General features: G+C 64.9%; 20 protein-coding genes. 17 read left to right on the forward strand and 3 right to left on the reverse strand.

Annotated features, from left to right (window positions below):
- Window positions 1-38: 38 nt before the first annotated feature.
- A complete protein-coding gene (locus tag BM118_RS11990) occupies window positions 39-557 on the forward strand; it encodes a sigma-70 family RNA polymerase sigma factor (protein WP_011089224.1) in 519 nt (172 codons plus the stop codon).
- Window positions 554-1,327 carry an anti-sigma factor family protein gene (locus tag BM118_RS11995; RefSeq protein WP_092185434.1) on the forward strand — a complete coding sequence of 258 codons (774 nt, stop codon included), beginning with the start codon at window positions 554-556 and terminating at the stop codon, window positions 1,325-1,327. The genes BM118_RS11990 and BM118_RS11995 overlap by 4 nt, the downstream gene beginning before the upstream one ends.
- Window positions 1,328-1,383: 56 nt before the next feature.
- Here BM118_RS11995 and BM118_RS12000 read toward each other — a convergent pair whose 3' ends face one another.
- Entirely contained in the window at window positions 1,384-1,833 is a 450-nt protein-coding gene (locus tag BM118_RS12000; protein WP_092185436.1) for a cupin domain-containing protein, read from the reverse strand.
- A 139-nt stretch (window positions 1,834-1,972) separates the two neighbouring features.
- Between BM118_RS12000 and BM118_RS12005 the strand changes: the two genes are divergently transcribed.
- From BM118_RS12005 to BM118_RS12045, 9 genes are all read left to right on the forward strand, one after another.
- Window positions 1,973-2,998, forward strand: coding sequence for an ABC transporter substrate-binding protein (locus tag BM118_RS12005; RefSeq protein WP_177234222.1), 1,026 nt, complete (start codon window positions 1,973-1,975; stop codon window positions 2,996-2,998).
- 30 nt (window positions 2,999-3,028) lie between these two features.
- Window positions 3,029-3,733, forward strand: a complete 705-nt coding sequence (locus BM118_RS12010) for a hypothetical protein (RefSeq protein ID WP_092185440.1) — start codon at window positions 3,029-3,031, stop codon at window positions 3,731-3,733.
- Window positions 3,734-3,825: 92 nt separating this feature from the next.
- The gene (locus BM118_RS12015) at window positions 3,826-5,136 is read left to right on the forward strand and encodes an ABC transporter substrate-binding protein (RefSeq protein ID WP_092185442.1); all 1,311 of its coding nucleotides are present in this window, start codon (window positions 3,826-3,828) and stop codon (window positions 5,134-5,136) included.
- 29 nt (window positions 5,137-5,165) lie between these two features.
- Window positions 5,166-5,933 (forward strand): ABC transporter ATP-binding protein, encoded by a 768-nt coding sequence (locus BM118_RS12020; RefSeq protein ID WP_027547896.1) that lies wholly within the window; start codon window positions 5,166-5,168, stop codon window positions 5,931-5,933.
- Window positions 5,934-5,936: 3 nt separating this feature from the next.
- Entirely contained in the window at window positions 5,937-6,641 is a 705-nt protein-coding gene (locus tag BM118_RS12025) for an ABC transporter ATP-binding protein (RefSeq protein ID WP_092185447.1), read from the forward strand.
- Window positions 6,642-6,655: 14 nt separating this feature from the next.
- The gene (locus BM118_RS12030) at window positions 6,656-7,537 is read left to right on the forward strand and encodes a branched-chain amino acid ABC transporter permease (protein WP_092185449.1); all 882 of its coding nucleotides are present in this window, start codon (window positions 6,656-6,658) and stop codon (window positions 7,535-7,537) included.
- The gene (locus BM118_RS12035) at window positions 7,534-8,553 is read left to right on the forward strand and encodes a branched-chain amino acid ABC transporter permease (protein WP_092185451.1); all 1,020 of its coding nucleotides are present in this window, start codon (window positions 7,534-7,536) and stop codon (window positions 8,551-8,553) included. Before BM118_RS12030 ends, BM118_RS12035 begins: the two co-directional genes overlap by 4 nt.
- Window positions 8,513-9,442, forward strand: coding sequence for a polyphosphate kinase 2 family protein (locus BM118_RS12040; protein ID WP_092185453.1), 930 nt, complete (start codon window positions 8,513-8,515; stop codon window positions 9,440-9,442). The genes BM118_RS12035 and BM118_RS12040 overlap by 41 nt, the downstream gene beginning before the upstream one ends.
- Window positions 9,439-10,476: a patatin-like phospholipase family protein gene (locus BM118_RS12045; protein WP_092185455.1), complete on the forward strand. Its 1,038-nt coding sequence runs from the start codon at window positions 9,439-9,441 to the stop codon at window positions 10,474-10,476. Before BM118_RS12040 ends, BM118_RS12045 begins: the two co-directional genes overlap by 4 nt.
- 257 nt (window positions 10,477-10,733) lie before the next feature.
- Here BM118_RS12045 and BM118_RS12050 read toward each other — a convergent pair whose 3' ends face one another.
- Both BM118_RS12050 and BM118_RS42270 read right to left on the reverse strand, forming a co-directional pair.
- Entirely contained in the window at window positions 10,734-11,426 is a 693-nt protein-coding gene (locus tag BM118_RS12050) for an MBL fold metallo-hydrolase (RefSeq protein WP_244550131.1), read from the reverse strand.
- On the reverse strand, window positions 11,427-11,618 hold the full coding sequence (locus BM118_RS42270) for a hypothetical protein (RefSeq protein ID WP_244550132.1): 192 nt from the start codon (window positions 11,616-11,618) through the stop codon (window positions 11,427-11,429). It lies immediately after the preceding gene.
- A gap of 739 nt (window positions 11,619-12,357) precedes the next feature.
- On the opposite strand from BM118_RS42270, the gene BM118_RS12055 reads away from it, so the two are divergent.
- From BM118_RS12055 to BM118_RS12080, 6 genes are all read left to right on the forward strand, one after another.
- On the forward strand, window positions 12,358-14,697 hold the full coding sequence (locus BM118_RS12055) for a mechanosensitive ion channel domain-containing protein (protein WP_092186148.1): 2,340 nt from the start codon (window positions 12,358-12,360) through the stop codon (window positions 14,695-14,697).
- 102 nt (window positions 14,698-14,799) lie between these two features.
- Complete coding sequence (locus tag BM118_RS12060) at window positions 14,800-15,798, forward strand: Bug family tripartite tricarboxylate transporter substrate binding protein (protein WP_092185457.1); 999 nt, start codon at window positions 14,800-14,802, stop codon at window positions 15,796-15,798.
- 355 nt (window positions 15,799-16,153) lie between these two features.
- A complete protein-coding gene (locus tag BM118_RS12065; protein WP_244550147.1) occupies window positions 16,154-17,749 on the forward strand; it encodes an NAD-dependent malic enzyme in 1,596 nt (531 codons plus the stop codon).
- Between the two features lie 236 nt (window positions 17,750-17,985).
- The gene (locus BM118_RS12070; protein WP_092185459.1) at window positions 17,986-18,378 is read left to right on the forward strand and encodes a BlaI/MecI/CopY family transcriptional regulator; all 393 of its coding nucleotides are present in this window, start codon (window positions 17,986-17,988) and stop codon (window positions 18,376-18,378) included.
- Window positions 18,375-20,894 (forward strand): M56 family metallopeptidase, encoded by a 2,520-nt coding sequence (locus tag BM118_RS12075; protein ID WP_092185461.1) that lies wholly within the window; start codon window positions 18,375-18,377, stop codon window positions 20,892-20,894. Before BM118_RS12070 ends, BM118_RS12075 begins: the two co-directional genes overlap by 4 nt.
- 169 nt (window positions 20,895-21,063) lie before the next feature.
- On the forward strand, window positions 21,064-22,527 hold the full coding sequence (locus tag BM118_RS12080) for a DUF1800 domain-containing protein (RefSeq protein WP_092185463.1): 1,464 nt from the start codon (window positions 21,064-21,066) through the stop codon (window positions 22,525-22,527).
- The last annotated feature ends 2 nt before the right edge of the window (window positions 22,528-22,529 follow it).

Below are 22,529 nucleotides of genomic sequence, written 5' to 3' on the forward strand. Positions count from 1 at the left end.
CGCCGTCGGGCGGCAATGAAGAGCAGGCGGAGCGCCTCATGAAGGACATGCTGGTTCAGGTCGAGCCACTGATCCCCGCGCTCCGCCGCTATGCGCGCGCCCTCGTGCGCGATCGCGCGGCCGCCGACGATCTGGTTCAGGATTGCCTGGAGCGGGCCGTCGGCCGCTGGCATCAGCGGCGCGACGGCAGCGTGCGCGCCTGGCTGTTCACGATCCTCCACAATCTGGCGGTCACTCAATTTCGCCAGACAACAGCGCGGGGCAGGCATATGCCGATCGACGATGCCGGCGAGCGCGAGCTTGTCAGTGCGGCAGCGCAGGAGCACAGGCTGATCTATCAGGATGTCCTGAACAAGCTTGCGAGACTGCCGCAGGAGCAGCGGGCTGTGTTGTTGCTTGTTGCCGTCGAGGATCTTTCCTACGCCGCCGCCGCGGACGTGTTGAACGTCCCGGTCGGGACAGTGATGTCGCGCCTGTCGCGTGCGCGGGAGCGGCTGCTGCAGGAGATGGACGGCGTTGCACCGGGGAACGTCGTGGCATTGCGGAGCATGAAATGAGCCAACGGCCGATCACGGAAGATGATCTCCACGCCTTTGTGGACCACGCGCTCGAGCCTGAGCGTCGTGCGGAGGTCGGATCCTATCTGGACGATCACCCGGATGTCGCCGGGCGCGTCGCGGCCTTTGCCGCCCAGCGCGAGCAGTTGCGCAGCGCGCTGGCGTCAATCGCCGATGAACCATTGCCGGCCGAGTTGAACCTGTCGCACATTATCGAGAGCCGGAAGCGGCGCCCTCTGCACGCATGGTGGGCAATTGCGGCGCTGCTGCTCCTGAGCATCGGCGGTCTCGGCGGCTGGACCATGCGCAGCCTGTTGCAGGATGGCTCGAACGGACTGTCCGCATTGGCGCAGGAGGCGGCCTACTCTTACGGCGTCTATGCACCGGATCGCGTGCGGCCGGTCGAGATACGTGCGTCCGACAGTGCCGAGCTCACGCAATGGGTCTCCAACCGGCTGAAGCAGCCGGTCAAGGTGCCGGATCTTTCCGTGTCCGGCTATCGGCTGATGGGAGGGCGTCTCGTTGCGACCTCGCACGGTCCGGCCGCGATGTTCATGTACGACGACGATCGCGGCGATCGCCTTGTCGTGCTGACGCGCCCGATGAGCCGCGGTGGACAGGATACGCCGATGCTGCCGCAATCGACCGGTGATGTCGCGGGTTTCGCCTGGGCGGACGGCGGCATGGGCTATACGCTCGTCGGCGAGATTCCGACGGACACGCTCAAGCCGATCGCGAACGAGATCAGGAAGCAGGCGCGCCCGATCTAGCCGGGACATTCAGTGGACGGGCCCGCGCGTCGCGCGAGCCCCGGCAGCGCGAATGCTCAATCCAGCAGCTTGGTATCGTCGGGCGCCTGCGGCGGCGTCTTGATCGCGATCGCCTTGACCTGGCCGCTGATCGGCTTGGTGCCGCCATGCGGGGTGCCCTTGGGGATGATGACGAGGTCGCCCGGCTTCACCGTGACCTCCTTGTCGCCGAGCCAGATCGTCCCGGTCCCGTCCAGGATGTACTGGATCTCGTTGGTGTTGGGATGCATGTGCTTGGGAACATTGCCGACCTGGATCGAGATCGTGGCGCCGTCGGCGCTTGCGAACATCTTGGAGCGATAGCCGACATTGTTGGCGGGCCCGAGCGCGTCGCCTTCCATCTCGCCGGTGTGGATGATCTGCGCCGTGACGTTCTCGGCGGCCAGCGCCGGCCGGAGCAACTGGTTCGCGCCGCATCCGGCGGCAAAGGCGGCGGCGATCGACAGTCCGGCAGCAAGGCGATTCATGGATGATCCTCCCCATCAGGAATTGTTCTTGTCTGGGCATGCTATTGGGCCGAAAGGCGGATGGCGAGTCGCACTTAGGCAGTGCTTCTCAAGCCAGTCCCGCTGCTCTATGGTGCCGCCAGCCGAACGGAGGAAACCAATGAAGAACACGATTGCCAGGCTCGCCGGCGCGCTGCTCGCGCTGACGCTCACCACCGGTCTTGCCGCGGCGCAAAGCAAGGTGACCATCGCGGTCGGCGGCGGCTCCTGCCTGTGCTATCTGCCGACGGTGCTGGCCAAGCAGCTCGGCGAATACGACAAGGCCGGCCTCAATGTCGAGCTGGTCGATCTCAAGGGCGGTTCGGACGCGCTCAAGGCCGTGCTCGGCGGCAGCGCCGACGTCGTCTCCGGCTATTTCGACCATTGCGTCAACCTGGCGGCCAAGAAGCAGGAGCTCCAGGCCTTCGTGGTCTATGACCGCTATCCCGGCCTCGTGCTGGTGGTTTCGCCCGCGCACACGAACGAAATCAAGTCGATCAAGGATCTCGCCGGCAAGAAGGTCGGTGTCAGCGCACCCGGTTCCTCCACCGACTTCTTCCTCAAATACATGCTCAAGAAGAATGGCCTCGATCCCGCCGGCACCGCCGTGATCGGCGTCGGCCTCGGCGCGACCGCCGTCGCCGCGATGGAGCAGGGGCAGATCGATGCGGCGGTGATGCTCGATCCCTCCGTCACCGTGCTCCAGGGCAGCCACAAGGATCTGCGCATCCTCAGCGACACCCGCACCCAGAAGGACACGCTCGAGACATTCGGCGGCGAATATCCGGGCGGCGCGCTGTATTCGACCGCGGCCTGGGTCAACGGCCACCAGAAGGAGACGCAGGCGCTCACCAATGCGATCCTCGCCACGCTGGCCTGGATTCACTCGCACTCGCCTGAGGAAATCATGGCGAAGATGCCGGAAGAGACGGTCGGCAAGAACAAGGACCTCTATCTCGCCGCGCTGAAGAACACGATCCCGATGTTCTCCGAGACCGGCAAGATGGACCCGAAGGGCGCGGACGCCGTGCTCGCCGTGTTCAGCGTCGGCTCGCCGGAGGTCGCCAACGCCAAGATCGACGTCAGCAAGACCTTTACCAACAAGTACGTCGAGCAGGCCAAGAAGACCACGGGGAGCGCCAAATAACTGACGCGAAGGCGTGGTAACCAACCCGTCATGACATCCCCGGTCATTCATCGCGTCACGACGCTCGATCTCGCCGTGCTGCCGATTATCTGGCCGTTCGCCGAGGAACGGCGCGCCGAGATCGCGGCGCACTTTGCCGAGAAGCAGCGCGAGCGGCCGAAGATCTGGAACGGCCGCGTCCTGCTCGGACGCGACGCCGTGTTCACGGACGGTCATCTCGCCGCGACCTATTTCGAGACCGATTTCGCGAGCTTCCTCGCCTGGCGCGACTGGGGCTTCCCTGACACCGCCGTGTTCAACGGCTTCGGCATGGGCGCGCTGCGCGCCTCCGACGGTGCCTTCGTGATGGGCGAGATGGCGCAGCATACCGCCAATGCCGGCCGCATTTATTTCCCCTCCGGCACGCCCGACCTCGACGATGTCAGGGACGGTGTGCTCGACATTCCCGGCAGCGTCGTCCGCGAGCTCGCCGAGGAGACCGGCCTGACCGCGGCCGACTACGCCGCCGAAACGGACTGGCACTGCGTGGTCAGCGGGCATTCGATTGCAATGATTCGGGTTCTCAATCTGGATATGCCGGGCGAGGCGATCCGTGCCCGGATCGAAGCCAATCTCGCGCGCGAGAGTGAACCTGAATTGTCGGCCATTCATCTCGTGCGCGGGATGGATGACCTCACGCCGACCATGCCGCGATTTGTCACGGCCTTCGTCGCGCAGCAGTTCGCCTTGCGCTGACGCGCGAGGCTTGACATCGCTGCGCGCAGCCCATGTGATGGGCAAAAAAGCAAAAGCAAGAATGCGATGCACAATAGTCCAGGGAGGTTTTGATGCGCCTGCGCATGGCTGCCCGCTTGGTACGGGGGCTGTTGGTCGCGATATCAGCGACGGGCTTGGCGGTCTCCGCCCAGGCTCAGGAGAAGAAGATCAAGATCGGCGTCGTTTTCGACCTGACCGGGCCCCTTGCGGGCGGCGGCTCCGAGCTCAACTATGTCGGCGCAAAGATCGTCCTCGACCATTTCGCCAAGACCGGCGTCGAAGGCTACAAGATCGAAGCGGTCTACGCCGACGCGCAGAGCAAGCCCGACATCGCCATCAACGAATCCGTCCGCCTGCTCGAGCAGGAGAAGGTCGACATGGTGCTCGGCTTCTTCTCATCGGCGCAATGCGTGCCCGTGGCCGCGCGTGTCGAGCAGCTCAAGAAGTTCATGTGGATGACGACCTGCATCTCGTCGGCCGTGTTCAACGAGAAGGGCTACAAATACGTGTTCCGTCCGCAGGCGAGCGGCGACCAGTTCGGCATGATGACGATGGATTTCATCGCCCAGAACGCCAAGGCGAAGTTCGACAAGGAGCCGAAGGATCTGCGCGTCGCCATCATCCACGAGGACGGCGCCTATGGCGTCGACGTTTCCAGGGGTAACGATGCGGGTGCGAAGAAGGCCGGCTTCAACGTCGTGATGAAGGAAGGCTATTCGGCGACCGCGCCGGATCTCTCCGCGCTGGTGACCAAGCTGAAGCGCGCCAAGCCGGACGTGATCTTCCACACCGGCTACAACCCCGACATCACGCTGTTGCTGCGGCAGGCCCGCGAGCAGGGGCTGAAGTTCGGCGCGCTGATGGGGCATGGCGCCGGCTACGGCGTCTATGAGAAGCTGAAGGAGGGCATGGGCGCGGACGCCACCTACATCTTCAACGCCGACCCGATTTCGATCTGGCTCGCCAACCAGAAGACCATGGATCCGAAGCTTCCGTCCGTGATCAAGATGGTCGGGGAGGAGTTCGACAAGATCAAGCCCGGCGTCGCCATCCGCTCCGCCCATGTCGGCATCGGTGCATCCAACACCTACGTGTTCATGAGCGACGTGCTGCCGCGCGCGATCAAAAAATATGGCGGGGTCGATCCCGACGCGCTGCGCAAGGCGGCGCTCGACACCGACATCCCCGAAGGCGGCACCATGCTCGGCTTCGGCGTCAAGTTCTACGGCGAGGGCACGCCCATGTCTGGCCAGAACGAGCGCTCGTTCCCCGTCGTGATCCAGTATATCGACGACAAGTCCTCTGTGGTGTGGCCGAAGAGCCAGGCGCAGCGCGAGGCCGTGCTGCCACTGCCGAAGGGCACCACCTACAGCAACCAGTAGCGCAACACGCGAGGAAACGGAGAACTTTGGTGTTGGAAGTCAGCGGGCTGGTGAAGCGGTTTGGCGGCTTCACCGCCGTGAACAACGTGTCGTTCAAGGTCGATCAGGGCGAGATCCTTGGCCTGATCGGTCCCAACGGCTCGGGCAAGAGCACGATCTTCAACATGCTCTCCGGCACGCTGGCGCCGACCTCCGGATCGATCCTGTTCGCCGGGCACGAGATCGCGGGCCTCGCGCCGCACCGGATCATCAACCGCGGCATCGGCCGCACCTTCCAGATTCCGCGCCCCTTCCGCCGCCTGTCCATGTTCGAGAACGTCGCGCTCGCCGGCTTCTACGGCCAGGGCCGCCACAGCCGCATCAAGGCCGAGGAAGCGGCCGAGCGGTCGCTGGCCATGGTCGGCCTGCCGACCGACCGCCATGCCAGCGTCGATGGCCTCGGCGCAGCCGGGTTGAAGAAGCTCGAACTGGCGAAGGCGCTCGCTACAGCACCAAAACTGTTGCTCGCCGACGAAAGCCTCGGCGGGCTCGACGAGACCGAGATGGACCAGGCCGCCGACATGCTGCGCAACATCCGCGACGAGCTCGGCATCACCATCATCTGGGTCGAGCACATCATGGGCGTGCTGATGCGGGTGGTCGATCGCGTCATGGTGCTCGACCACGGCGAGAAGATCTCGGAAGGGCTGCCGAGCGCGGTTGCAGGCGATCCCCGCGTCATCGAGGTCTATCTCGGCACCGATGCCGAGACCACGCAGGCCGCGGCCGCCGAAGCGCGCCGCCGCGCGGGAGGCTAGCCGATGCTGGAGCTGCGGTCCGTCAACGCCGGCTACGGCACGTTCCAGGCGCTGTTCGACGTCGATCTCGACGTGAAGGCCGGCGAGGCCGTCGGCGTCATCGGCCCCAACGGCGCCGGCAAGACCACCCTGATGCGCGTCATCTCCGGCCTGATCCGTCCCTCGCGCGGGTCGATCAGGATGGAAGCCGTCGACGTCGTGGCGACACCGCCGCACAAGATCGTCAGCCTCGGCATTGCCCATGTGCCGGAGAACCGGCGGCTGTTTCCGCAGCTCACGGTCGACGACAATCTGAAGATGGGCGCCTTCATGAAGGAGGCGCGCGGCCACTATGCCGAGCGGCTGGAGGTGGTGTTCGACCTGTTTCCGCGCCTGAAGGAGCGCCGCCACCAGATGGCCGGCACCATGTCCGGCGGCGAGCAGCAGATGTGCGCGATCGGGCGCGCGCTGATGTCCAATCCAAAGCTCCTGCTGCTCGATGAGCCCTCCGCGGGACTTGCGCCGGTCGTGGTGCAGCAGGTGTTCGAGCTGGTGAAGCGGATCCGCGCCCGCGGGCTGACGGTGCTGATCGTCGAGCAGAACGTGCAGCAGGTGCTGCGGGTGGTCGACCGTGCCTATCTGATCGAGGCCGGCACGATCCGGGCGTCAGGCACCTCGGCAGAGATGCTCGCGAGCGACACGGTCAAGGAAGCGTATCTCGGGGTGTGAGGGGCGGCAGGGGCATGCAGGCAATCCTGGATATTTTCGACATCTACCTGCTGGAGGCCGTGATCAACGGCATCCTGCTCGGCGGCGTGCTGGCGCTGCTCGCCCTCGGGCTCAATCTGATCTTCGGCGTCATCGACGTGACCTGGATCTGCTATGCCGAGCTCGTGATGATCGGCATGTACGCGATGTATTTCATGGTGCAGTATTACGGCGCCAGCTATTTCATCGCGGCGCCGTTCACCATTGTTCTGGTCGCGCTGCTCGGCGCCGCGCTGCACTACCTCGTGATCGCGCCGCTGCTCACCGCGCCGCCGATCAACCAGCTGCTGGCGACCGGCGGTGTGCTGTTCGTGCTTCAGAGCTTTGCCACCGTCGCCTTCGGCATCGACTTCCGCAATCTCGGCATCCGCCTGCCGGTGCTCGCCTTCGGCGACATGAACTTTAGTTACGCACGACTCCTGTCGTTTCTCGCTGCGCTGGTCGGCATGGTCGCCGTCTATTTGTTCATGACCCGCACCTTCACGGGCACCGCGATCCGCGCCATCTCGCAGGACCGGCAGATCATGGCGCTGATGGGCGTCGATACGAAGAAGATCTATCTCATCACCTCCGCGCTCGGCGGCGCGCTCGCAGGCCTCGCGGCCTGCCTGCTGGTGCTGCAATACGACGTGCATCCCTTCGTCGGCCTGTCCTTCGGGCCGATCACCTTCCTGATCTGCGTGCTCGGGGGCCTGGGCAATTTCATCGGCGGCTTCATTGCCGCCTTCGTGTTCGCCGAGATCATCTCGCTCGGCGGGCTGTTCTCCGACCTTGAATGGGGCTATGTGCTCGCCTTCGCCTTCTTCATCGTCATGATGTTCATCCGGCCCGCGGGCCTGCTTGCGAGGCGCCGATGATGGGGCAGGGGCGGCTTGCGGCATGGGCGGTGGGACTGGCGGCGCTGGTCGCGCTGCCCTTCGTCTATCGCGATCCCTATCATCTGCACATCCTGGTGCTGATCCTGATCTGGTCGTTCGCCTACACGTCCTGGTCGATGATGGGGCGGTTCGGCCTGGTCTCGCTCGGCCATGGCGGCTTCATGGGCATCGGCGCCTATGTCACCGCGCTGCTGTGGAATCATCTGGGCTGGTCGCCCTGGATCGGCATTCCCATCAGCATGGCTGCGGCGGGTGCGCTGGCGCTGATCGTCGGCTATCCCTGCTTCCGCTTCCGCATCACCGGCCACTATTTCGTGCTGGTGACGCTGGCGCTGTCAGGCATCGTGCTCCAGGTCATCACCGCGACACGTGACTATACCGGCGGCTCGCTCGGCTACACGCCGAACCGGGCCTCGGGCAACAAGCTGCTGGCGCTGCAATTCGACGACAAGACGACCTGGTACCTGATCGCGCTCGGGGTCTGGCTTTTCGGCATCGTGGTCTGGCACTGGGTCGACCGCAGCATGAGCCGCTACGCGCTGGAGGCGATCTCGGAGGACGAGGACGCCGCGGCCGCCGCCGGCGTCGACGTCACCGCGGAGAAGCTGAAGATCACGCTGCTCAGCGCGCTGATGACGGCGCTCGCGGGCGCCATCTACTGCCAGTACCAGATGTTCATCACGCCCGACACGGTCAGCGGCATCGCGGTGTCGCTCCAGATGGTTTTTGCCGCCATCGTCGGTGGCCTGTTCGTCTCGCTCGGTCCGACCTTCGGTGCCGTCATCACGATCCTGCTGGCGGAAACCTTGCGCATCGGCTTCGGCACCAAGGCGGTCGGCTGGGACAATCTCGTCTACGGCGTGCTGCTGGTGCTCTTCATCATATTCCTTCCCAAGGGCATCCTTGGTAGCGTGCTCGACCGACTGAAGCCGCAACGCAAGGTGCCCCGCGCTCATGAACAAGAAGCCGTCCAAATCGCTCGCCCAGGAGCTTGACCGCTACATCACGCCATTCCGCTATGATGGCTCAGGCAAGTTTCACCTCAAGGCGCACAAGACCAACGAGAAGGGCGATCTCGACAAGGAGAAGGCGCAGGAAATTCTCGACGCCAACAAGAAGCAGCTGGTCGAGTTCCAGGAGAAACTCTACGCCCAGGACCGCTGGTCCCTGTTGATCGTGTTCCAGGCCATGGACGCGGCTGGCAAGGATTCCGCGATCAAGGCGATCTTCGAGGGCATCAATCCGCAGGGCTGCGACGTCCACGCCTTCAAGGCGCCGAGCAGCAAGGAGCTCGACCACGACTTCCTCTGGCGCCACGTCATCGCGCTGCCCGAGCGCGGCCATATCGGCATCTTCAACCGCTCGCATTACGAGGAGTGCCTGGTGACGCGCGTGCATCCGGAGATCCTCGCCAAGGAGAAGCTGCCGCAAAAGCTCGTCACCAAGAACATCTGGAAGGAGCGGTTCGAGGACATTTCCGCCTTCGAGCGCTACCTCGCCCGCAACGGCACCGTGGTGCTGAAGTTCTTTCTCAACCTGTCCAAGGACGAGCAGCGTCAGCGCTTCCTCGACCGGCTGGAGCAGCCCGCCAAGCAGTGGAAATTCTCGATGGACGACATCAAGGAGCGCGCGCTGTGGCCGCGCTACCAGGCCGTCTATCAGGACATCGTCCGCCACACGGCGACGTCTCATGCGCCGTGGTATGTCGTGCCCGCCGATCACAAATGGTTCGCCCGCGTCGTGATCGGCTCGGTGATCAATGCTGCGCTCGAAAAGCTCGACTTGCGCTTTCCCCGGGCCGACAAGGCCTCGCTGGAAGAGTTCAAGGAGGTGCGCAAGGCGCTGGAGAAGGAGGGGACGGGAGGCAAGAAGCAAACAAAGTGACAGCCAACCGGACCGCAGACCGCAAGACCGTCAACTTCGCGCTCCAGGGCGGCGGCGCGCACGGCGCCTTCGTCTGGGGCGTGCTCGACCAGGTGCTCGAAGACGGCAGGCTCGCGATCGAGGCGATCAGCGCGACCAGTGCCGGTGCCATGAATGCGGTGGCGATGGCCTCCGGCATGGCGCACGGAGGCGCGGAGGCCGCGCGGGAGAGCCTGCATGCATTCTGGTACGAAGTGTCGCGCATGGACATGGCGTACGATTTGATGTCGCCGCTGAACCAGTGGATCCAGGCCTTGAGGCTGCCGCCGGAATATCATCCGGTCCACGCCTTCATCCACGCGCTGACGCACACGCTGCCGCCGGGCCTGCTCAATCCCTTTCATTTCAATCCGCTCCGCTCGCTGCTGCAGCGCGTGGTCGATTTCGACCGGCTCAATTCCTCGCCCGAGGCGCCGCAGCTGTTTCTCAACGCCACCAACGTCCGCACCGGCAAGATCAAGGTGTTCCAGAGCCCGCTTCTCACGGCGGAAACCGTGCTCGCCTCGGCCTGCCTGCCGCCCTATTTCCAGGCCGTCGAGATCGACGGCGAGCATTATTGGGATGGCGGCTATCTCGGCAATCCCGCGATCTATCCGCTGATCTACCGCAAGGGCAGCCACGACGTCATCATCGTGCAGGTCACGGCGATCCGGCGCGACGAGCTGCCGACCAGTGCAGCCGATGTCCTCCACCGCATCAACGAGATCAGCTTCAACTCGTCCTTGATGCGCGAGATGCGCGCGATCGCGTTCGCCACGCGGCTGATCGACGACGGCGAGCTCGACAGCGACAGGCACAGTCGCATGTACATGCATTGGATCGGCAACGACCAGTTGATGTCGCAGCTCGGCACGGCCACGCAGTTCCACCCCGAATGGAGCCTGTTGTGTCGCCTGCGCGACGAGGGCCGCGAGGCGGCGCGAAGCTGGCTGGCGCAACACTTCGACCAGATCGGGAAGTCCTCGACGGTCGACCTGGCAGACATGTTTCTCTAGGCCGCTGAGCCGGCCATCGACAAAAAGTGCGAAAACAACCCCATGCACAGTAGCCGGTGCCAGCGGAATCAATGGCTTGGCGATGGGTCTCACGCTTTGCGGATTTTGCGAAACCCGTTTGACTCGTCGGGCAAGACAGGGGCATGATGCCACCATCGCCGTGGACCGAGCCGGGTGGGCAAAGCTAGGCTGACGCGCCTTGCCCACCCTGCGATCTCAGCGCGAGCGAAGCTCGTCGCGTCTGTGTACGCCATCCCCTAGTACCCGCGTCCCCACCAGTAGCAGAAGCGCTCGACATTGGCGGGAAGGGCGGTCTCGTAATTCGCCCACTTCTCGTATTTCGGCAGCTTCACCTCCTTCATCGCGGTGTCGAAGCATTTGCCGGCGTCCGCCGCCTTCTTCACCTCGGCGGAGAGGTCCTCCATGTAGGCGATGTCGTCCTCGACGTCCTTCTTGGTGCCGAGCCGCCCGCCGGCATTGGGGTGGCCGGGGATCATGCGCTCCCAGTCGAGCGAGGCCAGCTTCTTCAGCGAGGCGATGTATTCCAGCGGCGAGGCATTGTCGGGGATGTTGCGGAACTGGACGGACTCGATCGGCGCGAAATCGACCACGAAGACGCTCTTCTCCTTCGGCAGCCGCATCACCAGCGAATTGTCGGAATGGTTGCGGCCGACATAGTTCAGCTCCAGCGTGGTGCCGCCGAGCGTGATGCTTTTCTTGTCGTCCACCACCTGATCCGGCATCACGACGTCGGCGAGCAGCGAATTCTGCTTCTTCAGCTCGAGCAGACGCTCCTTGGTCCGCCGGTGGGCGATGAAGGTGGCGCCGAGATCCTTGAATGGCTGGCCGCCGGCGATGTGGTCGTAGTGATGATGGCTGTAGATGACGTATTTGATCGGCTTGTCGGTGACCGCCTTGATCGCGTCGATATAGGGCTTCGCGGGTCGCAACTAGGAGATCGGGTCGGTCGCGATCACGCCCCTCGGCGTCACCACGAACATCGGATGATGGCCGCCATAGCGGAAGATGTAGACGTTGTCGGTGCCGTCCACTTTCCTGGTGGAGGTCTGCGGCGGGGTTTGCGCGAACGCTGATCCGGTCGCGAGGGCCGCGAGAATGGCGATGCAAGTGAATGCTTTCATCTCTGGCTTTCTGAAAAAAGAATGAGGGGGAGAGGCGGATATTCTCTTCGACACAAACGCTGCTGTAAGGGATTTATTCCGCCGCCGCATGCGGCCAATCTGTCGCGGGAACAACCTGGAACTCTGCCTCAAATGTGATTTCCAAGTCCGTGATCCCCGCTTGACAGTTCTATGTCACGGGAGGAGCATCACGGCGGTCGCGAATACGCGACGCGCAACGTCCACATCATGAGCAAGGGGAGGTCTATGACACCACCTCCGCAGATCCAGCCGCGTTAAGTGCGATGGAGCTCGTTCGGACTATCGCATAGCGGCAGAAACCGCGAACGGCACGCCGGGTCAAGGTTTAGCGGGCTCCATCAGTGAGGCAAGGCCCCTACCTGCCCGGCGCTGTGCTTTGGACGTTCTCGCATTGTCGAGGTCGCGCGAAGCGAACAGCATCACGCTTCATTTCTCCTCCTCCTCCTCACCGTCGTTCCGGAATCTTTCCGGAATGACGGGAGAGGTTTTGGCGTGCGCATCGTGTTGTATCGACGCACGCCCGCGAGCAGGTATTTTGCTGTGTCGGAAACGGGGTTCCTGTTTCCTGCATCGCGGCAAATGCCAAGAGAATGTCGCCTCCTTGGCCAACTTCCGACACAGCGCCGGGGCGAATAACAACGATCCGACATGACGCATGTGCTTCGGCGGTGACGGCCCCGTCGCCGCCGGCGCATTCATTTTTTTTCAAGGAATCCTCGTGTCGCATAAGCTTGTCTCGGCGCTCCTCGCAGCGCTCTTCCTCGCCATCTCGTCTCTCGCCGGCGCCCACGCCGAGCAGCGTGCGCCGGCGCCCAATGGTGCGGCCACGCTGTCGCCGGACGAGGCGAGGCGCGCGCTGGAGACGCTGCAGGACGACCAGAAGCGCGCGCAGATGATCGACACGCTGCGTGCGATTGCGAATGCGTCCGGTCAGCAGCAGCCTGCGTCGTCCGCGCCCGAACAGAAATCGCCGATCCCGCTTTCGGCCGACGGCCTCGGTGCGCAGCTCCTGCTCACGGTATCGGAGCAGATCGGCGAGATCTCGGGTGAGATCGCCAGCGTGGCGCGGACGCTCACACACTTCCCGGCGTTCTATTACTGGATCGTGCGAACCGCGAACGATCCCGCGGCCTACAATCTCCTGATCGAGATCGCCTGGAAGCTCGCGCTGGTGCTCGGCTGCGCCCTCTCCGCCGAATGGGTGATCTTTCGTCTGATCCGCCGTCCGGTCGCGTTCCTGGAAGGACGCGTGCCCCAGACTGCGCATCTGCCGGCGCAGGCGACGCTCGTCGCCGATCCGCCGTCATCGGTGGCCGATGTCACCCCGGCGCCCGAACTGCACAAGCGTCGCCACAGTCTGATGCGGATCTGGCAAGTCCTGCTGCGGCTGCCCTTCGTGCTGGGGCGCCTGGTGCTCGAACTGCTTCCCGTGTTCGTTTTCGTGGGCATCGCCACCGCGCTGCTCGGAACGGAGATCGGCGAGCCCACGACCGTCCGTCTCGTGATCCTGGCGGTCGGCAACGCCTATGCGTTCTCGCGCGGGCTCATCTGCATGGTCCGCGCGCTGGTGGGGCCGTTCGGCCTGCTTCCGGTTCGGGCCGAGACCGCAGCCTATATCGAGATCTGGGCACGACGCATCGTCGGCGTCGGCGTCTCCGGCATCGCCTTCGCCAACGTGGCGCTGCTGCTCGGTCTGCACCGCGCCGGCTACGCCGCGCTGCTGCGCATGGTGATGCTGGTGGTGCATCTCTTCATCGTCGTCATCATCCTGCAATGCCGCCGCCAGGTCGCCGAAGCCATTCGCGCGCCCGCCGAGCGGCCGGGGATCGCGGCGCGCCTGCGCAACCGCATCGCCGGTGGCTGGCATTATCTCGCGATCGCGCTCGATCTTGCGCTGTGGGCCGTGTGGGCGCTCAACATCCGCAACGGCTATGCGCTGCTGCTGCAATATTTCGTCGGCACCATCGTGGTGGCGCTGATCACGCGCGTCGCCATCATGCTGACGCTGGGCCTGATCGACCGCGGCTTCCGCATCAAGCCGGAGATCCTCCAGCGCTTTCCGGGGCTGGAAATCCGGGCCAACCGCTATCTGCCGCTGTTGCGCAAGATCGTATCCGGCGTGATCGCCTTCATCGGCTTCGTGGCCGTGCTCGAAGTCTGGGGCGTGGACGCCGTCGTCTGGTTCTATGGCGGCCAGATCGGCAGCCGGCTGATCTCGGCCGTGGCGACGATCGGCGTTGCCGTATTCGTCGCTGCGGCGATCTGGGAAATCAGCAACGCGCTGCTGGATCGCCAGATCAATGCGCTGTCCCGCGATGGGCACTACGCCCGTGCCGCGCGCCTGCGGACCTTCCAGCCGATGCTGCGCACCGCGCTGCTCTGCGTGATCGCCGCCGTCGTCGGCCTCACGGCGCTCAGTGAGATCGGCGTCAATGTCGCCCCGCTGCTCGCAGGCGCCGGCATCGTCGGCATCGCCATCGGTTTCGGATCGCAAAAACTGGTGCAGGATCTCATTACCGGCTTGTTCCTGCTGCTGGAGAACACGGTGCAGGTGGGCGACAATGTCAGCGTGTCGGGGCTCTCAGGCGTCGTCGAGAACGTCTCGATCCGCACCATCCGCCTGCGCGCGGGCGACGGTGCCGTGCACATCGTGCCGTTCAGCGCGGTCACGACCATCACCAATGCCAGTCGCGGTGCCGGCAACGCCTCCGTCAGCGTCAACGTGGCCTACAAGGAGGACACCGACCGCGCCGGCCAGATCCTCAAGGACATCGTCGACGAGATGCGCCGCGAGGGTGAATTCCGCGCGCTGATCCGCGGCGACCTCGAGCTCTGGGGCGTCGACAAGGTCGATGGCGCGATGGTGTCGATCGTCGGCCAGATCCGCTGCACCGAGGCCGGCCGCTGGCCAGTCCAGCGCGAGTTCAACCGCCGCATGAAGCAGCGCTTCCAGCAGAACGGCATTGAGGTCGCGTCCGCGACCCAGACCATCCTGATGCAGATCGCGCCGCCGGCAGACAACGCGGCCACCCTGACGCCGCGGCGGGCGGCCGGGTAGAGGCTCGACGAACTTCTCCCTTGCCTCCGCTCACGCGGCAGCGTTCACTCCGGCTTCAGCCCGCTGACAACATGCGGGCGGCAAGAAGGGTGGGGGAGAACGATGCGGGGGCTGTGGGGCGGACTACGCGGTCATCTGATCGTCATTGGCGTGTTGATCGGATGCGCGGTGGGGACTGCGCCGGCAGGCGCCCAGCCCTTTCCGTCGCGCCCCATTACGCTCGTGGTGCCGTTTGCGGCGGGCGGGCCGACCGACACGCTGGCGCGAATCCTGTCCGAACGGATCGCTGCCGAGCTTCGCACGACGGTGGTGGTCGAGAACGTCGCGGGCGCCTCCGGCAGCATCGCCGGCGCCCGCGTCGCGCGCGCAACCCCTGACGGCACGACGATCACCATCGGCCATTGGGGCACGCATGTGCTCAATGGTGCGATCTTCAAGCTGCCCTACGACGTCATCGCCGATTTCGAGCCGGTCGCGACGATTGCGATGGGGACGCAGCTCATCGTCGGACGGAAGACACTTGAGGCCAACAGTCTGAAAGAGATGATCGCGTGGCTGAAGGCCAACCCCGGCAAGGCCACCGCCGGGACGGCCGGCGCCGGCACCGGCGCCCATGTCGCCGGCGTCTTCTTCAAGGCGAAGACCGGGACCGACTTCCAGTTCGTGCCCTATCGCGGCGCGGGGCCGGCCATGATCGATCTCGTGGCAGGCCAGATCGACATCATGTTCGACCAGGCCTCGAACTCGCTGCCGCAATACAAGAACGGTGCGATCAAGGCGTTCGCCGTGACCTCGCCGACAAGGCTTGCATCCGCGCCTGATATTCCGACGGTCGACGAGGCGGGGCTGCCCGGCCTCTACATCTCCTACTGGCACGGCATCTGGGCACCGAAGAACACGCCGAAGGACATCGTCACAAAGCTCAACGCGGCCATCGTCGCCGTGCTCGCTGATCCCTCGGTCAAGCAGCGCTTTGGCGAACTGGGGCAGGAGATTCCGCCGCCAGACCAGCAATCGCCCGCGGCACTCGCCGCCTTCCAGAAGGCCGAGACCGAGAAATGGTGGCCGATCGTGAAGGCTGCCGATATCAAGCCCGATTAGCGTTGTCGCCTCACCAATCCTCCTCATCCCTGAGGAGCCGCGAAAGCGGGCGTCGCCTTCATGGTTCGCCCGGCGATTGCAAGCATCGTCCGGAGACGCGCGTGCCGCGCTCTTCACCGTGAGGGGCGGAAGCCTTGCGGCGTTAACCTTTGTCTCGCGCTTGATCTGCGATCTGCACTAAAATTCTCGCTGCGGTGCGAGATCATTATCGACACATAAGTCCTATGTCCTTGATCTCCGGGGAGCGCTGGCCGACAATGCTTGCTGTTGTTCAATAAGAAACTCCTTGGGGGAATTCGTGAATAGACCTGCCCGGGTCACTGCCCAGTCGCCATCGTCCGATCAATCGCACGGCATGACGCTGCTGCGCGATCCCTTGCTCAACAAGGGCACCGCCTTCACGGAGGCGGAGCGCGCCGCGCTCGGCCTGCGCGGCCTCTTGCCGCCTTGCGTGCTGACGATGGAGACGCAGGTCGATCGCGTGCTCACCAACCTGCGTACGCTGCCGACCGATCTCGAAAAATATGTCGCGCTGAATGCGCTGCATGACCGCAACGAGGCGCTGTTCTTCCGCGTCGTGGTCGACAATATCGACGAGATCCAGCCGATCATCTACACGCCGACCGTCGGGCTCGCCTGCCAGAAATACGGTCTGATCTTCCAGCGGCCGCGCGGCATGTTCATCTCCTCGCGCGATCGCGGCCAGATCTTGGAGATCCTGAAGAACTGGCCCTATCCGGCCAAGCTGATCGTGGTGACCGACGGCGAGCGCATCCTGGGCCTCGGCGATCTCGGCGCCAACGGCATGGGTATTCCGGTCGGCAAGCTCTCGCTCTATTCGGCCTGCGCCGGCGTGCATCCCGAGCACTGCCTGCCGATCGTGCTCGACGTCGGCACCAACAATGAAGAGCTGCTTAACGATCCCTATTATCTCGGTTTACGCGAGCGCCGGCTGACGGGCGAGGCCTATGACAGCTTCGTCGACGAATTCATGGTCGCCGCCCGAAAAACGTTCCCGGGCGTACTGATCCAGTTCGAGGATTTTGCCAATCACGCAGCGTTCAAGCTGCTGCACAAATATCGCGATGAAGCCTGCGTCTTCAACGACGACATCCAGGGCACCGCGGCGGTGGCGCTTGCCGGCCTGTTCTCAGGCTTGCGCGTCTCGGGCGGCAAGCTGAAGGATCAGAAAATCCTGTTCCTCGGTGCGGGCGAGGCGGCGACCGGTATCGCCGATCTCGTGGTCTCCGCCATGATGGCAGAGGGCGCCACCGAGGCCGAGGCGCTCCGCCGCAACTGGCTGGTGGATTCCCGCGGTCTCGTCGTCAGCGGTCGGGATGGCCTGTCCGGTCACAAGCTCCGCTATGCGCATGCCGACCAGGCGCCGATCACCGACTTCCTCACCGCGATCAAGACGCTGAAGCCGACGGTAATCATCGGCGTCGCGGCGGTCGGCGGCGCCTTCACGCCCGACGTGCTCAAGGCGATGGCCGAACTCAACGAGCGTCCGATCGTGTTCGCGCTCTCCAATCCGACCTCGAAGGCCGAATGCTCGGCGGAGGATGCCTATCGCTACACCGAGGGCCGCGCGCTGTTCGCCTGCGGCAGCCCGTATGACCCGGTGAAGCTCAACGGCCGCACCTTCGTGCCGCGCCAGGGCAACAACTCCTACATCTTCCCCGGTGTCGGCCTCGGCGTCATCGCCACCCGCTCGCGCCTCGTCACCGACGAGATGTTCATGGCCGCCGCGCATTCGCTCGCCGATTGCGTCGGCAAGGAGGACCTCGCGCAGGGCAGCCTCTATCCGGCGCTCCCCCGCATCCGCGAAGTCTCGGTCCGCATTGCCGCCGCAGTGGCAGACGTCGCCTATCAGCGCGGGCTCGCCGACGGCCCCGCGCCCAACGACGTGAAGGCCCTGGTCCAGTCGCAGATGTACGAACCGAAGTACTGAATGCTTCCACGCCGTCATGGCCGGGCTTGTCCCGGCCATCCACGTCTTGCCTCGCAGCACGAAGAACGTGGATGCCCGGGACAAGCCCGGGCATGACGACGACATGCCGTTACCGGCGCCCCGGGTTAGCTCAGCCCACCACCGCCATTTCAGGTGGAATCGCCGTTGCGCGCCGTGGTCGCATATGCGACGCTCTGTAGCGTTACAAGAAGACTCAATCCGCAAGGTCAGATGCCATGGACGATCGTTTGCCCGAACTGGGAGACCTCGAGCACGAGGTCATGCAATTGGTTTGGGCCCATGGTCCTGTTACGGCCGAGGTCGTGCGCGAGCGGCTGTCGCGGCGTCTGAAGGAATCCACCGTCCGCACGGTGCTGCGCCGGCTCGAAGAAAAGGGCTATGCCAACCACACCGTGGACGGACGCACCTATGTCTACCACGCGGCCGAAGAGCGCTCGCGGGTTGCCGCCAAGGCGGTGCAGCGCATCGTCGACTGGTTCTGCAACGGCTCGATGGAAGAGGTCCTCGTCGGCATGGTGGACAATGCGATGCTCGACCAGCAGCAATTGCGCACGCTGGCCGACCAGGTGGCCAAGGCGAAGAAGGCGAGGGGAGTGAAGAAAGAATGATCGCAACTCTGGCTGAGGCGGCGCTGCGCTCCTTCGTGCTGGGAGGCGTCGTCTGGTTCGGTCTCAACCTGTTTCGCGTGCGCAATCCGCACGTTCACATGACGGCGTGGGTCGTCGTGCTGCTGGCCTCGCTCGCGATGCCATTCGTGATGCATTGGCCGACGCTCACCATCGACCGGCTGCCCCTGTCCGTGCCGGTGCCGGACGAATTGTGGCCGGCCGACATTTCGATGCTGGAGACGCCGCAGCCGGCGTTGCCGATTGCGCCCGGTGCGGCCATTGCGCCGCCGGTGAAAAACGTCGCGTCGATAGACTGGTGGCTGGTGGCCACGGTGGTCTATGCCGGCGTCGCCAGCCTGTTGCTGCTGCGTCTCGCGATCGGCCTCGGCCTGACCTGGCGCCTGGCGCGCGCGGCGAAGCCGATGAAGGGTGTGCAGCTGATCGACGCCGACGTGCGCGTCAGCCGCGACGTCGGCGGCCCCGTCACCTTCGGCTCGACCATTCTGGTGCCGCCGCAATTTGCCGGCTGGGATGCGAAGAAGCGCCTCGCGGTGCTCGCCCATGAAGGCGCGCATGTCGCCAACCGCGATTTCTACGTCCTCTTGCTCGCGTCCCTCAACCGCGCGGTGTTCTGGTTCAGCCCGTTCTCGTGGTGGCAGCTTGCGCGGCTTGCCGAGCTTGCCGAGATCATCAGCGATGCCCAGGCGATCGAGGTGATCGACGACCGGCTGTCCTATGCCGAAATCCTGCTCGATGTCGCAACCGGCGTGAAGCCGCGGCCGATGGAGCTCGCGATGGCGCGGGCCTCGACCGTGCGCGCCCGCATCGAGCGCATCATCGCGGCTGCCGCGATGCCCGTCGCGGTCGGCTGGCGCAAGCGGCTGTGGATCGCGGCCGCGATCGTTCCGGTCGTGATCGTGTCCGCCGGCATGATCGCCTATCGCACGCCGGATCCCGCGCCTGTCGCGGCGGATCTCGGTGACGTGCCGGCCCAACATTACCGCCCCTTCGTCAATTTCTATGCCATGGGCCCGGCCTCGGTTTTCGCCATTTTCCGCGAGGGCGACGAACTCTATGGCCAGTTGACCGGGCAGCGTAAATTGCGCCTGACGGTTGGCAATGACGGCACCGCCTCCTACGCCGCCGCGTCCGGCGAGATCACATTTCCGCTCGACGCGGAGCGCCGCTCCGCCGAGCTGATGCTGCGCATGAACGGCCGCGACATCCGCGCACTTCGCGTCGCCGAGATGCCGACGCTGGCCGCAGGTCCGGCGCCGCTCGATCAGTATGTCGGTTGGTACAGGGTCGCGCCGAACCGCGTGCTTACCGTGCGCCGCGACGGGGATCGGCTCCAGGTGCAGGAAACCGTGCAGGGCCGTGCGGCGCTCCTCGCCGAAGGTGCCGACGTCTTCTCGATCCATGGCGACAATCTCCTGGTCTTCCTGCGTGACGACCAGGCCAAGGTCTCGCGCGTGCTGGTCCAGAACGCGGTGTTCGGCGCCCGTCTCGCACCGCGGATCGACGCGGCAGCGGCGCAGGCGATCGAGGCCGACTTCGCGCGCCGTGTCGCGGAAGTGCCGGATCGCTTCCGCGAGCAGGTCCCGGTCGCCGGCGGCAAGGAGATGATCCTGCGCGGGATCGAAGATTTGCGCCATGGCACGCCGAATTACGATCGGATGAGCGCGCCGCTCGCTGCCAAGGTCCACCGTCAGGTCGACGAATTGCACGCGACGTTCGTCGCTCTCGGGCCGGTGGAGTCGCTATTCTTCCGCGGCGTCGGGCCCGGCGGCTACGACATCTATGGCGCCAAGTTCGAGAACGGCACGGCGGAATTCCGCCTGCTGCTCGAGCCCGACGGCAAGGCCGGCGACGTCATCTTCCGCGCCGACGGCAATGACGAGCTCGGTGGCATCGTGCCTTGCGCGGAGGAGGCGAATGTGCGCGGCCGCGCCGGCACCTCGCCGATCCGGATCATGGTCTACAACGAGATGGGCGACGACATCCGCGTCTTCAATCTCGATGCCGACGGCAATCGCAAGGCGCAGAGCGTGGTCAGGCCCAACGTGTCCTGGGCGGCGACGACGACCGTAAACAATCCCTGGGTGATCGCCGACAAGTCAGGGCGGTGCCTCGAAGTCTTGATGCCGGGGCGGCAGACGCGCTTCCACAACGTCGAGGCTTCGAACATCGGCGCAAAGCCGGGGCGTGCCGCGCGCCGCGCCGTTCCGATCGCCAATGGCGAGGAGATGTTGCGCCGTTATATCGAGGGCGTCGGCAAGGGCCAGCCGGATTACGAGCACATGACGTCGGAAGTCGCCGACATCACCCGGCAGCAGCTTCCGTTCGACCAGGCGATCCTGGCACGACTCGGGGAGCTGCGTGCGGTTTCCTTCCGCGGCGTCACCGCGCTCGACAGCGACATCTACATCGCCCAGTTCGCGAACGGCTCGGCGGAGTGGCGCATCGGCGTCAGGAACGGCACGATCACCAAGATCGCGCTCGGGCCTAACTTCTAGGATTGTTGGAGCCGCCCGTCTGTCAGACCGGCGGCTCCCGCGTTCTTGATGGCACTGCCTCAATCTCCGCTTGTCGGCCTGCATCGCCAATGCTACGTTACGTAGCATTACGGATCGTAGCCTAGCAAGGCGCCGCCGCCAGCAGGCGCGAAAGAATTGGGCGTTCGCCATGAGCAATTCCGCAAAGGCCGATTCTGTGCTGGCGCTTCATCGCTTCGGGATGGGGCCGCGACCGGGATCGATCGCCGCCGTTGGCACCGACCCGCGCGGCGCGCTGATCGCCGAACTCGACAAGCCGCTGGTGCTGACCGCCGCGGCCGCCCTTCCCAGCAGCGCAAAGGCGTACCGCACCGTGGCCGACGCCAATGCGCGGCGCGCGGCCCGCGCCAAACAGGCGCAGCAGCAGGCCAAGAAGCAGCAGATGGCTGCGGCGCCCGTCATGTCCGAAGATCAGACGCAAGGACAGGCACAGGACCAGAGTTCCGAGAAGGACGCCGCCGAGATGGCGGCCAAACAAGCGGCCGAGGCCATTCCCGATCCCGGGCGTCCGATCTATTTGCAGGAAGCCAAGCTGCGCACGGAGGCCGCGCTCGCAGCCGACATCGGCTTCGCCGAGCGGCTGGTGTGGTTCTGGTCCAACCATTTCTGCGTTTCGGCCAACAAGATCCAGAGCATGTCCGGCGCCTATGAGCGCGAAGCCGTTCGCGCCAACACACTCGGCCGCTTCGTTGATCTCCTGCTGGCCGTCGAGGGGCATCCGGCGATGCTGTTCTATCTCGACAATCTCGCCTCGATGGGCGCGAACTCGACCGCCGGCATCAACCGCAGCCGCGGCCTCAACGAGAACATTGCGCGCGAGATCATGGAGCTGCATACGCTCGGCGTGCGCACCGGCTACACCCAGGACGACGTGATCAGCTTTGCCAACGTCCTGACCGGCTGGACGCTGCTGCCGCCCGGCGCCGATCCCCAGCATGGCGGCGAGTTCACCTTCAATCCGCGGCTGCACGAACCCGGCGGAGAGACGGTACTCGGCAAGCGCTACGAGCAGGAGGATGCCGAGCAGGGCCGCGCCGTGCTGCGCGATCTCGCCGCGCATCCGGCGACTGCGACCCATGTCGCTTCCAAGCTCGCGCGCCATTTTGTCGCCGACGAGCCGCCGCCGGCGCTGGTCGAGCAGATGGCGAAGACCTTTCGCGACACCGAGGGCGATCTCAAGCAGGTCGCGATCGCCATGGTGTCGTCGGACGAGGCCTGGCGCGGGCCGCCGTCAAAGCTCAAGCGTCCCGGCGAATGGGTGGCCGGCATGGTCCGTGCAACCGGCATCACGAGCGTCGATCCTGTCCGCTACACCGGCGGCCAGGAGCTTCTCGGCGAGCCGCTGTGGCGCCCGCCGGCGCCGAAGGGCTATCCGGACGACGAGGCGAGCTGGATCGACGGAGTCGGCCGGCGGCTCGACGTCGCCAATAATTTTGCCGAACGCATCACCGGCATGGCCGATCCGCAAGTCATCATCGAAGACGTCTTCGCATCGCAGATCGCGCCCGAGGTGAAGCAGGCGGTCGGCCGCGCCGAGAGCCGGCAGCAGGCGCTCGCGCTGCTGTTCATGTCGGCGGATTTCCAGAGGAGGTGACC

Source organism: Bradyrhizobium sp. cf659, from assembly GCF_900113725.1.
Classification (GTDB): domain Bacteria; phylum Pseudomonadota; class Alphaproteobacteria; order Rhizobiales; family Xanthobacteraceae; genus Bradyrhizobium.